Here is a 12,684-nt window from a genome sequence, read left to right as displayed (position 1 = left end):
GCCGAGCAGCCCGCGTCTCCTGCTGATCGAGCAGCCCGCGCAGCGGGCGTATCGAGATCCACCGTTCTGCAGACGCGGGGTCTCGATACGCCGTCCCGCGGACGGCTACTCGACCAGCATGTTTCGGCGCGCGACCGGCATGGTTCGGCGCACGACCAGCATGTTTCGGCGCGCGACCGGCATGGTTCGGCGCACGACCGGCATGGTCCTGTCCGCGACCGGCATCGCATCGCCGCTCAGCGCAGCAGCACCGGTCCCGCGTCGACCGCGAGGCGGAACAGCGAGTACGGGTAGGCCCGCAGGTCCGTCCCGCCCTGGTAGTCGGCCTGGCGGTGCAGCTGGTTGGCCGTGACGTAGAGGTGGCCGTCGGTCGCGAGCGACATCGTGTCGGGCCAGAGCAGCCGCTCGTCGTGCACGAGCGTCTCGATCGTGCCGTCGGTGCGGCGGCGCACGATCGCGTTGTTCTCGTAGCTGGTGGCGTAGAAGCGGCCCCAGTCGTCGGTCTCGAGCCCGTCCGCTCCGCCGCCCTTGTCGCCCTCGTCGACGACCGTCGCAGCGACGTCCTCGTCCGAGACGCCGCGGTCGACCAGCGCGTCGGTGGCGACGCTGTACCAGCGCCGCGAGGCGAGCGGGCAGTACCAGAGCCGCTCGCCGTCGGCCGAGATCGCGATGCCGTCGGCGCCCATCGTGACGGGCTCCGGGTCGCCGTCGGCGGGCCGCTTCATCAGCACCCGCCCCTCCGCCATCGGCACCAGCTCGGGCGGCGTCAGCGCCTTCGTGCTCGGGTGCTCGTGCAACCGGCGCCACGCGCTGCCGGACTCGAGGTCGACGACGATGATCCCGTTCGGCCCGGAGTCGGCGGAGTCGGTGATGTAGGCGATCCCGCGCCGCAGATCGAAGCGGATGTCGTTCAGGTAGGTCGTCGGCAGGGCGACGTCCGGCTCGAGGACGATCACCTTCTCGACGGTGTCCGTCGCCAGGTCGACGCAGACGAGCTTCGGCCCGCCGCGCTTCGTCGGCTGGAACAGCGGGCTGCCCGTGTCCAGGATCCACAGCCGGTCGGCCGGATCGACCACGATGCTCTGCACCGAGACCAGCGCCTCCGCGTCGTCGTCCCCGTCGGGCGAGTTCCACGCCTCGTCCGGGAACGGCACCGCGACGCCGTCCCGCAGCTCGACGACCGTCGCGGGGACCTCGTCGCCCCACTTCGGGAAGTTCACGAAGATCCGGCCCGTGTGCGACACGCTCACACCCGTCGGCATCGGCCCCTCGGTGAACTCGTGCACGAGCTCCAGCTCGCCCAGCGGCTCGTCGACCGGGCGCGGCCTGCCGTGCGAGTCGTCGTCGTCCTGTCCCCAGAAGCCCATCGGTCGTCCTCTCGTCGGTGCCCGCGGTGACGCGGAGCGGTGCTGATGGGCGGGCCGTCGCGCCGGTCGTGCGCCGGTGCGCGTCTCGCCTGCTCCTTCATCGTCGGTCCACCCCCGCTCCGCTGGCGAGGTGCTGGCCATCCCGCCGTCGAGCGCCTACCCTCCCGCCCACCGCCGCTCCCCCGCCCACCTCCGGCATGCGGAACCGTCTCCGGCACGCGAAAGGCTCCCGAAACGACGAGCCCGAGATCGTTCCGCGAGCCGAACCTCCGACGCGCCACCTCCGGCACGCGGAAACACCTCCGGCACGCCGGAACCCGCTGATCCCGCGAGCCGGACGGCGTTCGGCGAGCCGGAGTCCGCAGGAGCCGCCCGCCCCGGATCCGCGCCGCAGAACGACCCACGAGCCGAACCTCCGCCCCACCCACCTCCGGCACGCGGAGCCACCCCCGGCACGCCGCAACCGCACAATCCCGCGAGCCCGTCCCATCCCGCGAGCCGGACCTCCGCGCACCCCCGCGTCCCCCCTGAGAGGGGTTCCGCCCCGCGGGAGACGTAAGGTGTGCTCACACGCGCCCGCGGACGGGCGGGCCCCGCATCGCAGCGGCACCCGCGTCCCCGCGACGAAGCGCCGCCCGATCACAGGAAGCCACGGTGCCCGATGCCGGAAGACAAGCCCGCGCCGCGGGCCCCGAGCATCTACGACGTCGCCCGGGCGGCCGGAGTGTCGCACCAGACGGTCTCCCGCGTGCTCAACGACCACCCCAGCCTGCGCGCCGAGACCAAGAAGCGCGTCCTCGACGTGATGGCCCAGCTCGACTACCGGCCCAATCTCGCCGCCCGCGCCCTGGTCACCAGCCGCACGCGCACGATCGGCGTGCTCTCCTCGCAGAGCCTGCAGTTCGGCCCCGCGTCGAGCATCCAGGCCATCGAGGTCGCCGCCCGCGACGCCGGGTACCTGGTCGTCACGGCGAACGTGGACGGCACCGACGGCGACTCCATCCGGGCCGGGATCCGGCACCTGCTGAACCAGGCGGTCGAGGGTCTCGTGGTCATCGCCCCGCAGATCCGGGTCTTCGACATCCTCTCCGGCGTCGCGCTGCGGATCCCGAACGTCACTCTGCAGACCACCGACGCCGAGCGCGACGACGCGCTCTACGTCGACCAGATGGCCGGTGCGCGGATGGCGACCGCGCACCTCATCGAGCTCGGCCACACCGAGATCGTGCACCTCTCCGGACCGCAGGACTGGATCGAGGCCGAGGCCCGGATGCGCGGCTACCTCGTCGAGCTCGGCGACCGGAATCTGCCGCTGCGCCCGCCGATCCTCGGCGACTGGAGCGCGGAGCGCGGCCACCACGTCGGCCTCGAGCTCAGCCGGCTCCTCGACGTCACCGCGGTCTTCGCCGCGAACGACCAGATGGCGCTCGGCGTGATGAGCGCGTTCCACGAACGCGGCATCCGCGTCCCGGAGGACGTCAGCGTCATCGGCTTCGACGACATCCCCGAGGCCGCGTACTACTGGCCGCCGCTGACGAGCGTGCGGCAGGACTTCGCCGAACTCGGCCGTCGCTGCGTGGCCGCGCTGCTGAGCCTGATCGAGGGCGAGCGCCCCGAGGCGTCGGCGCCGATCGACCCGCAGCTGATCGTCCGCGGCTCCACCGCGGTGCCCCGCTCCGCTCCGGCCGCCGTCGGCGCGGCGCACCGATGATCCGCGCCGTTATCGAGTCGAGACATGCACGGTGGCACGATTGCCGCCGACAGGTCTAGCATCACTCCATGTGATCGCTCACATGAGCGTCCCGCCGCCGCCGGCCCCCCGCGGCAGCCCAGCACCCGCTGCATTCAATGACGAAGGAATCACAGTGACCACAATGAAGCGCGCACTCATCGCCGGCATCGCCGGTGGCGCGATGATCCTCTCCCTCGCCGCCTGCTCGAGCGGCTCCGGCGACTCGGGCTCCGGCTCGGGCGACGGCGGCCTCGTCGGCGTCGCGATGCCGACGAAGTCCTCCGAGCGCTGGATCGCCGACGGCAACAACGTCAAGTCGCAGCTCGAGGAGGCCGGCTACCAGGTCGACCTGCAGTACGCCGAGGACGACATCCCCACCCAGGTCTCGCAGCTCGAGAACATGATCACCAAGGGCGCCAAGGCCCTGATCGTCGCCTCGATCGACGGCACCACCCTCACCAGCGTCCTGGAGGAGGCGGCGGCGAACGACATCCCCGTCATCGCCTACGACCGCCTCATCCGCGACTCCGAGAACGTGGACTACTACGCCACGTTCGACAACTACAAGGTCGGCGTCCAGCAGGCCACCTCGCTCCTCGCGGGCCTCGGCCTGACCGACCTCGAGGGCACCGCCGCGGCGAGCGCCCCCGCCGGTCCGTTCAACATCGAGCTCTTCGCCGGCAGCCCCGACGACAACAACGCGACGTTCTTCTTCAACGGCGCGATGGACACCCTCAAGCCGTTCATCGACGCGGGCACCCTCGTCGTCGCGTCCGGTGAGACCGAGTTCAACACCGTCGCCACGCTGCGCTGGGACCCCGAGGTCGCCCAGAGCCGCATGGAGGACATCATCACCAAGACGTACTCCGACGGCTCGAAGATCCAGGGCGTCCTCTCGCCCTACGACGGCCTCAGCCGCGGCATCATCTCCGCGCTGACCGACGCCGGCTACACCGTGGGCACCGACTTCCCGGTCATCACCGGCCAGGACGCCGAGCTCGACTCGGTCAAGGCGATCATCTCGGGTGAGCAGTACGCGACCATCTACAAGGACACCCGCGAGCTCGCCAAGGAGGCCGTCTCCATGGCCCAGGCCGTCCTCGAGGGCACCGAGCCCGAGGTCAACGACACCGAGACGTACGACAACGGCGAGAAGGTCGTCCCGTCCTTCCTGCTCGAGCCGGTCATCGTCACCAAGGACCAGATCCAGTCGGTCCTCGTCGACGGCGGCTACTACACCGACGCGGAAGTCAACGGCTAAGCCTCACCTCCACTGAAGTCAGCTAGACCCCGGGAGGGCGCCCATCGGGCGCCCTCCCCCACTACGAAGGAAGGGAGGCACGCGTGACCACGAACATCCTCGAGATGCGCGGCATCACCAAGACGTTCCCGGGCGTGAAGGCGCTCCAGGACGTCACGCTGAACGCCGAGCGCGGCGAAGTCCACGCGATCTGCGGAGAGAACGGCGCCGGCAAGTCGACGCTGATGAAGGTGCTGTCGGGCGTGTACCCGCACGGCACGTACGAGGGCGACATCGTCTTCGAGGACGAGGTGATGCAGTTCGCCAGCATCCGCGACTCGGAGGCGAAGGGCATCGTCATCATCCACCAGGAGCTGGCCCTCAGCCCCTACCTCTCCATCGCGGAGAACATCTTCCTCGGCAACGAGGTCCGCGGCTTCGCCGGTCTGATCGACTGGAACAAGACCAACGCGGAGGCGGCCTCGCTGCTCGCCCGCGTCGGCCTGAAGGAGAACCCCACCACCAAGATCCAGGACATCGGAGTCGGCAAGCAGCAGCTCGTCGAGATCGCCAAGGCGCTCTCCAAGCGGGTCAAGCTGCTCATCCTCGACGAGCCCACCGCGGCGCTCAACGACGAGGACTCCGACCACCTGCTCGATCTGATCCTGCACCTCAAGCAGCAGGGCATCACGTCGCTGATCATCAGCCACAAGCTCAACGAGATCAAGAAGATCGCCGACACCGTCACGGTCATCCGCGACGGCAAGACGATCGAGACGATCGCGCACGACGACGTGACCGAGGACCGGATCATCAAGGACATGGTCGGCCGCGACCTCGACCACCGCTACCCGGACCACACGCCGCACATCGGCGAGGAGATCCTCCGCGTCGTCGACTGGACCGCGCACCACCCGCAGGACCCGACGCGCGTCATGGTCGACAAGGTGAACCTCACTGTGCACCGCGGCGAGATCGTCGGCATCGCGGGCCTGATGGGCGCCGGCCGCACCGAGTTCGCGATGAGCCTCTTCGGCCGCTCCTACGGCAGCCGCATCTCCGGCCAGGTCTTCAAGGCCGGCAAGGAGATCAAGATGCGCAACGTGTCGGAGGCGATCGCCCACGGGCTCGCCTACGCCACCGAGGACCGCAAGCACTACGGCCTCAACCTGATCGACGACATCAAGCGGAACATCTCGCTCGCGTCGCTGCCCAAGGTGTCCAGCGCCGGACTCGTCGACGACAACCGCGAGTTCGAGGTCGCCAACGAGTACCGCGGCAGCATGAACATCAAGTCGCCGACCGTGCTCGCCAAGACCGGGAAGCTCTCCGGCGGCAACCAGCAGAAGGTCGTCCTGTCGAAGTGGATCTACTCCGACCCGGACGTCCTGATCCTCGACGAGCCGACCCGCGGCATCGACGTGGGCGCGAAGTACGAGATCTACACCATCATCAACCGGCTCGCGGCGGAGGGTAAGGGGATCATCGTCATCTCCTCCGAGCTGCCCGAGCTGCTCGGCATCTGCGACCGCGTCTACGCGCTGTCGGAGGGCCGCATCACGGGCGAGCTGCCCATCGCCGAGGCCACGCCCGAGGCAGTCCTCACCCTCATGACCCAGGAGAAGCAACGATGACCGATCTGCAGAACACCCCGCCGACGGCGGCGGGAGCGCAGGTGAACCCCACCGAGAACGCGTTCACCAAGCGCCTCAGCCACGTCCTCAGCGACCTGGGCAAGAACGGCATCTTCCTCGCCCTGATCGTGGTGGTGCTGCTCTTCCAGATCATGACCAACGGGATCCTCCTGCGTCCGCAGAACATCTCGAACCTGATCGTCCAGAACGGCTACATCCTCATCCTCGCCATCGGCATGGTGATGGTCATCGTGGCCGGGCACATCGACCTCTCGGTCGGCTCCATCGCCGCGTTCGTCGGCGCCATGTCCGGTGTCTTCGCCGTCAACATGGGCCTGCCGTGGTTCGTCTCGATCGTGCTCTCGCTGCTCATCGGAGCTCTGGTGGGCGCCTGGCAGGGCTTCTGGATCGCGTTCGTGGGGATACCCGCGTTCATCGTGACCTTGGCGGGCATGCTGATCTTCCGCGGCCTGGCGCTCGTCGTCCTCGGCAACGCGAACATCGGCTCGTTCCCGATCGAGTACCGCGCCCTGGGCAACGGCTTCCTCACCGACCTGTTCGGCGAGACCGAGGGTCTCGACCCGCTGTCGCTCGGCGTCGGCGCGCTCGCGATCATCGCGTTCACCGTGCAGTCGGTCCGCACCCGCCGCGGCCGCCAGAAGTACAACCAGGGTGTCGAGCCGGGCGCCTGGTTCGTCACCAAGCTCGTCCTCATCGCGCTCGTCGTCGCCGCGTTCGCCTTCGCGCTCTCGTCGTTCAAGGGCATCCCGGTGACCCTGATCGTCCTGGCCGTGCTCGTCCTCGTCTACGGCGTCGTGATGAACCGCTCGGTCTTCGGCCGCCACGTCTACGCCATCGGCGGCAACCTGCACGCCGCGGAGCTCTCGGGCATCAAGACGCGCAACGTCACCTTCTGGCTGTTCGTCAACATGGGCGTCCTCGCGGCGCTGGCCGGTCTCGTCTTCACCGCCCGCCTCAACCTGGCGGGTCCGAAGGCCGGCGACGGCTTCGAGCTCGAGGCCATCTCGGCCGCGTTCATCGGCGGCGCGGCCGTCCAGGGCGGCGTCGGCACCATCGGCGGCGCGATCCTCGGTGGTCTGATCATCGGCGTCCTGAACAACGGCATGTCGATCATGGGCATCGGCATCGAGTGGCAGCAGGCGGTCAAGGGCCTCGTGCTCCTGCTCGCGGTCGCCTTCGACGTCTACAACAAGCGCCGCTCCGGCGGACGCTAGCCGCTCCGGTCGTGGCCGACTGGTCGCGGTTCCTGCCGCTCAGCTCCGGAGCCTCGGTCGACGAGTCGGGGGTCAGCAACGACTGGCGCCCGCTCGTCGCGGATCGGCTCGACCGGCTCGCCGTCCTGGCCGCCTCCCCCTCCTTCACGGAGGGCGGGGCGGCCAGTGCCGTCTCCACCCCTCTTCTCGGCGCCCTCGTCGTGCGGCTCTCCAGCAGCACGACGCAGCGGCTCGCCTCCCGCCTCGGCGCTCGCGAGGCCGCCGATCCCCCCGCCCCGGCAGCGCTGCCGGCGGCGCTCACCGCCCTCGCCACCGCCCGCCGCGCCGGCCGCGGCCCCACCGGCGTCGCCGAGCTGGTCGAAGCGGTCCGGGTCGAGCTCGCCCTCGCCCCCGAGACCGTGCTCCCCGAGAAGGTGAGCGGCGCCGTCGCGGTGGACCGCTCCCTCCGCGCCCCGCTCGCCATCCGCGCCGCGGCCCGCGGCAGCTCGCTCGTCCCGACCGACGCCTCCTGGTCGCTCGGCTCCGGCCCCGCCGTCCGCGCCCCGGCCGGGGAGATCCTGCGCTTCCTGCTCGACCTCGGGCCGTTCCCCACCGGCGTCGGTCCCGAGACGGACGCATAGCCCGCCGTAGCATCGGAGGATGACGCGCTCACTGCCGAGAAGCTCCCCCTCCGCCCACGCCCTCGACGCCGGTGGCGTCCTCGATCTGCTCGACGCGATCGAGGCCGCTCCCGGCGTCGAGCTGCACGGCCTGATGGTCGTGCACGCGGGCGACGTCGTCGCGGAGGGCTGGTGGGCGCCGTACTCGGCCGAGCGGCTGCACCTGCTCTACTCGCTCAGCAAGAGCTTCACCGCCTCGGCGGTCGGCCTCGCCGTCGGCGAGGGGCTCGTCGACCTCGACGCGACCGTCCTCTCCTTCTTCCCCGAGCTCGACGCCGAGGTGACGGATCAGCGCTCCCGGGCGATCCGCGTCCGCGACGTCCTCGCGATGGCCAGCGGCCACTCCGCCGAGACGATCGACCGGGCGCGCGAGCTCGATCCCGTCGACATGGTCCGCGGCTTCCTGCTGCTGCCGCCGGAGCAGGATCCGGGCAGCGTCTTCGCCTACAACCAGCCCTGCACCTTCGCCGCCGCCGCGATCGTGCAGCGCGTGAGCGGTCTGCCGCTGACCGAGTACCTCCGCCCGCGACTGCTCGACCCGCTCGGGATCGGCGAGGTCGCCTGGATCCGCGACGCCTCGGATCGCGAGATCGGCTTCAGCGGGATGCACACCACGACGGAGGCGGCCGCCGCCCTCGGGCAGCTCTACCTCCAGGACGGGCGCTGGGGTGACGCGGCGATCCTCTCGCCGGAGTGGGTCGCCGAGGCGTCCACCGCCCAGGTCGACACTCCCCCGAACGACGGCCCGGACTGGGAGCAGGGCTACGGCTTCCAGTTCTGGCGCTCGCTGCACGGCTACCGGGCCGACGGCGCCTACGGCCAGTTCAGCCTGATCCTGCCCGAGCACGACCTCGTCGTCGCGATCACCGGGCAGAGCACCGACACCGGTACGCTGCTCGCCGCCGTCTGGGAGCACCTGCTGCCGGCGGTCGGCCGCGGCTCGACCGCCGACGCCGACGCGCGGCTGCTCGAGCGTCTGGGCGCGCTCGGGCTCGCGCCGCTCCCCGTGCTGCCGGCGGCGCCGCAGCCCGGGCGCTTCTCGCCCGCGGCCGGGTCGGCGATCCGCTCGCTGACCGAGGTGGAGATCGCAGGCGACGCCGCCGGCTGGACCCTCGCGCTGATCGAGGGCGAGGAGCGGCTGCTGCTGGCCCCCGGCTCCGGCGAGTGGACCGTCACCGATGCGTTCGCGGCGAGCGCCGGCCCGGGCGACGACGGGACCCTCCTGGTCGACGTCCTCTTCCTCGAGACGCCGCATCGCCTGCACCTCGCGCTCTCCCCGGCCGACGGCACCTTCACGGCGCGCTGGGAGACGGAGCCCCTGCACGAGGGCCCGCTGGCGCTGCTGCGCGCCCCGCGCTGACCCCGCGCTCCCCGCACCTCCGCACGTCGACCGGGAGGAATGGAGGAGGCATCGCCTTCCTCCATGCTGGTCGAGTAGCCCCGCAGGGGCGTATCGAGACCCACGATCGTCAGCAGACCGGTTCTGCAGACCCGACTCCTGACGAAGGTGGATCTCGATGCGCCCGCTCCGCGGACTACTCGATCAGCATGATGTCGCGAGCCGACCCGCACCGGGCCTCGTGACCCGAGCAGAGCCCTCCCCGCGTCCACTCGAGTCCGCGCATCCACGCGAGTGGACCCGGACCGGCCTGCGCAACCCCGCCAGGCCCCGTCCCGCGTCCACTCACCCTCCCCTCCATGCGGGTCGAGTAGCCCCGCAGGGGCGTATCGAGACCCACGTCCACCAGCGGAGCGTCCCCCACCCCTCGCCAAGTGTTGACGTCGCCAGGTACGGTCGAGGTGCGATGTTTGCGTGAACATCGGTCCGGCGTGCAAAGGAGCACAGCATGAGTCCTCGACAGCGATCCGTGGCGGCGGGAGTGGCGGCCCTCCTCGCGGCCGTCCTCCTCGGAGCGGGAGTGTCGCCCGCGGCGGCCGCCCCCTCCGGCGTGGTCACCGACCCGAACGACGGCGTCCCGCGGACGAGTCCGCCGCCCGTCTACACCGACTACCCCGCGATCCAGGACCCGGGCCGCGCCGCCGCCGGCTACTTCCAGCCCTCCTGGTACGACACCGACGGGCGGCACATCCAGGCGCACGGCGGCCAGATCGTCACCACGCAGGAGAACGGCCAGGAGGTGCAGTACTGGTACGGCGAGGACCGCACCGAGGGCTACTGGAGCAGCCCCGGCGTCGCCGTCTACCGCTCGACCGACGGCCACAACTGGGAGAACAAGGGCGTCGCGCTGCGCAGCGTCGCCGCTCCCGACGATCTGAAGTCCCCCTACTTCGACGCCCTCTACGACACCGTCGACGACGCCGGGCAGCCGCGTGCCGACCGCATCGCGGAGCTCGACCACCACCTCGACACGACGCAGTCCTCGCCCAACACCGCGATCTTCGAGCGGCCCAAGGTGCTCTTCAACGAGAAGACCGGCAAGTGGGTCATGTGGTGGCACTCCGACGGCCGGATCACCCCCGGCGGCAGCACCTACGCCCGGTCGATGGCGGGCGTCGCGACCTCCGACAGCCCGACCGGCCCCTTCACGATGCAGGGCGTCTACCGGCTCTACAACCGCTCGGACTACCAGGCCTGCACCACCTCGGCGGTCCCCGGCCAGGCCCGCGACATGACCGTCTTCCAGGACGAGGACGGCACCGCCTACATCTCCTACTCCTCCGAGGAGAACTACTCCCTCTACATCGCGAAGCTCGACGCCGACTACACCAACGTCGAGCGCACGACCACGACGGACACGCTCGACGCCGGCCAGTACTCGGCCGACAGCACCTACCCCTACGTCTTCGCCGACGGGAAGGCCGGAGCGCCGGTCCGCGGCACCGATTTCCAGATCGTGAAGGAGTGCGGCCACCTCGAGGCGCCCGCCATCTTCGCGAACGGCGGGAAGTACTCCACGATCGCCTCCGGAGCGACCGGCTGGGCACCCAACCCGCAGACCTACTACACGGCCGACTCGATCCTCGGCTCGTGGATCCGCGGAGTGGAGAAGGGCGACGCGAACGAGAACGTCGCCTACAACGCGATCCCCGAGGGCGGCGACGGGCTCCTCTCCGTCGGCGACACCCGGAAGACCACCTTCGGCTCGCAGTCGACGAACGTGCTGACGCTCGCGCCCGGGAAGTACGTCTAAATGGGCGACCGCTGGGCCGACGGCGAGTCGAACTCGAACTACGTCTGGCTGCCGATGACCGTCGGCGAGAACGGCCGCCTCGAGATGCGCAACCCCGCCGTCGAGGATCCGGCGCGCTGGGCCGCGGGCTGGAACGAGTCCTACTGGGACGACAAGGGCGTCGGAGCCGGCACCTGGTCGGTCGTCGACGACCGCCTCCCCGACGCGGTGCGCCGGAACGCCGACGTCGCCGACGTCCTGCCCGCGACGGTCTCGGTGACGACCGACACCGCCACCCGCGACGTCGCGGTCACCTGGGCGCCGACCGGCCCCGCGCTCCTCGGCACGCTGACGGTGACGGGCACGCTCGCCGCCGACTCCGAGTTCGCGACCGGCCGCACCTTCACCCGCACGATCGAGGTCGCGGAGCCCGGGATCGCGAACCTCGCGCCCGGCGCTTCGCTGACGGTCTCGAGCCGCGCCGACCTCGCGCCGACGCTCGTCGACGGGAACGTGAAGGCGAAGGGCTGGGACGACTGGACCGGCACCGGCTACCCCCGCGACAGCCGGCTCGCGTTCTCCTGGAGCAGCCCGCAGAACCTCGACTCGGTGACGGTGCACGCCTTCAAGGACGGTGCGACGGCGACCTGGCCCTCGCGCATCGAGGTCGAGTACCAGGCGAACGGCGCATGGACCACGAGCACCGTTGCGGCGACGCTCTCGCAGGCCGCGACCGACGCCGCGCCGACGGTCGCCCTCGACCTGTCCTCGCTGCCGGACACCACCGGACTCCGCCTGCACCTGACGAGCGCCGCGAACACCTGGCAGTCGATCTCCGAGGTGCAGATCTGGGGCACCGCGCCGCCCGTGAACGTCTGCCGGGTGAAGGGCGCCGCCGTCTCGGCGTCGTTCAGCCAGACCAAGTGGGCGACCCTGCCCGCCGGCAACGCCTGCGACGGGAGCGTCGCGACGGCGTGGTCGACCTGGACCGACCAGGCGTTCGCCGGCAGTGCGGACTTCACGCTGACCACCACGGAGGCGCACCGCGTCGCCGGGCTGTCGTTCACCAACACCGAGGGGACGCTCGCCTCGGTGAGCATCGCCTACCGCGGCACCGACGGCGTCTGGCGCCCGACCTCCGCGCAGAACGTCGCTCCCGCGGCGAACGGCGCGCTGACGACGATCCCCTTCACCGCGGTCGACGCCACGGGGCTGAAGCTGAGCTTCTCGACGCCGAACTCGTACCTGAAGATCACCGAGATCGTGGTGCCCGAGGCGGCGGCTCCGGCGCTGACGGTGCCGGCCGTCGTGTCGTCGCGCTGCATCGCCGGCAAGGCGGTGCTGTCGGTGACGGCGAGCAACGGCGAGAGCGCGCCGATCGGCGTCACCGTCTCGTCCGCGTACGGCCAGAAGGCCTTCGCGAGCGTCGCGGCGGGCGCGAACGCCGCGCACAGCTGGACCACGCGCCAGGCCGCGATGCCGTCCGGTGAGGTCACCGTCACCGCAGCGTCCGGCCCGGCCACCCTCGAGCAGAAGGTGAGCTACCCGGCCCGCACCTGCTGACACCCCCGGATCTCGAGGCGCCCGCCGCGCGGTCTGCTCGATCAGCAGGAATCGCGCAGCGGCGACGGTCGGTGCTCGCGCACGGCCCCCTCTGCATGCTGGTCGAGTAGCCGCGGAGCGGCG

At 70.8% G+C, this 12,684-nt stretch carries 9 protein-coding genes; 8 read left to right on the top strand and 1 reads right to left on the bottom strand.

Annotated features, from left to right (window positions below; genetic code table 11):
- Positions 1–236 precede the first annotated feature (236 nt).
- Positions 237–1,367, bottom strand: a complete 1,131-nt coding sequence (locus HRK28_RS11775) for an L-dopachrome tautomerase-related protein (protein ID WP_173251646.1) — start codon at positions 1,365–1,367, stop codon at positions 237–239.
- A 661-nt stretch (positions 1,368–2,028) separates the two neighbouring features.
- On the opposite strand from HRK28_RS11775, the gene HRK28_RS11770 reads away from it, so the two are divergent.
- The 8 genes from HRK28_RS11770 (at position 2,029) to HRK28_RS20175 (ending at position 12,561) form a co-directional block, all read left to right on the top strand.
- Positions 2,029–3,078, top strand: a complete 1,050-nt coding sequence (locus HRK28_RS11770) for a LacI family DNA-binding transcriptional regulator (protein ID WP_160090548.1) — start codon at positions 2,029–2,031, stop codon at positions 3,076–3,078.
- Between the two features lie 163 nt (positions 3,079–3,241).
- Positions 3,242–4,360, top strand: coding sequence for a multiple monosaccharide ABC transporter substrate-binding protein (chvE, locus tag HRK28_RS11765; RefSeq protein WP_160090549.1), 1,119 nt, complete (start codon positions 3,242–3,244; stop codon positions 4,358–4,360).
- 83 nt (positions 4,361–4,443) lie between these two features.
- On the top strand, positions 4,444–5,973 hold the full coding sequence (gene mmsA, locus HRK28_RS11760; RefSeq protein ID WP_160090550.1) for a multiple monosaccharide ABC transporter ATP-binding protein: 1,530 nt from the start codon (positions 4,444–4,446) through the stop codon (positions 5,971–5,973).
- Positions 5,970–7,208, top strand: coding sequence for a multiple monosaccharide ABC transporter permease (gene mmsB, locus HRK28_RS11755; protein WP_160090551.1), 1,239 nt, complete (start codon positions 5,970–5,972; stop codon positions 7,206–7,208). The genes mmsA and mmsB overlap by 4 nt, the downstream gene beginning before the upstream one ends.
- Positions 7,209–7,219: 11 nt before the next feature.
- Positions 7,220–7,828, top strand: a complete 609-nt coding sequence (locus tag HRK28_RS11750; RefSeq protein WP_173251644.1) for a hypothetical protein — start codon at positions 7,220–7,222, stop codon at positions 7,826–7,828.
- 19 nt (positions 7,829–7,847) lie between these two features.
- Entirely contained in the window at positions 7,848–9,227 is a 1,380-nt protein-coding gene (locus tag HRK28_RS11745; protein WP_173251642.1) for a serine hydrolase, read from the top strand.
- A 487-nt stretch (positions 9,228–9,714) separates the two neighbouring features.
- Positions 9,715–11,019, top strand: coding sequence for a hypothetical protein (locus HRK28_RS20180; protein ID WP_254304737.1), 1,305 nt, complete (start codon positions 9,715–9,717; stop codon positions 11,017–11,019).
- Positions 11,020–12,561: a hypothetical protein gene (locus HRK28_RS20175; RefSeq protein ID WP_254304736.1), complete on the top strand. Its 1,542-nt coding sequence runs from the start codon at positions 11,020–11,022 to the stop codon at positions 12,559–12,561.
- Positions 12,562–12,684 lie beyond the last annotated feature (123 nt).

Source organism: Rathayibacter sp. VKM Ac-2835, assembly GCF_013266705.1.
GTDB lineage: Bacteria > Actinomycetota > Actinomycetes > Actinomycetales > Microbacteriaceae > Rathayibacter.
The sequence above is the reverse complement of the archived record's forward strand: the minus strand, read 5'-3'. Positions and strand labels throughout refer to the sequence as shown.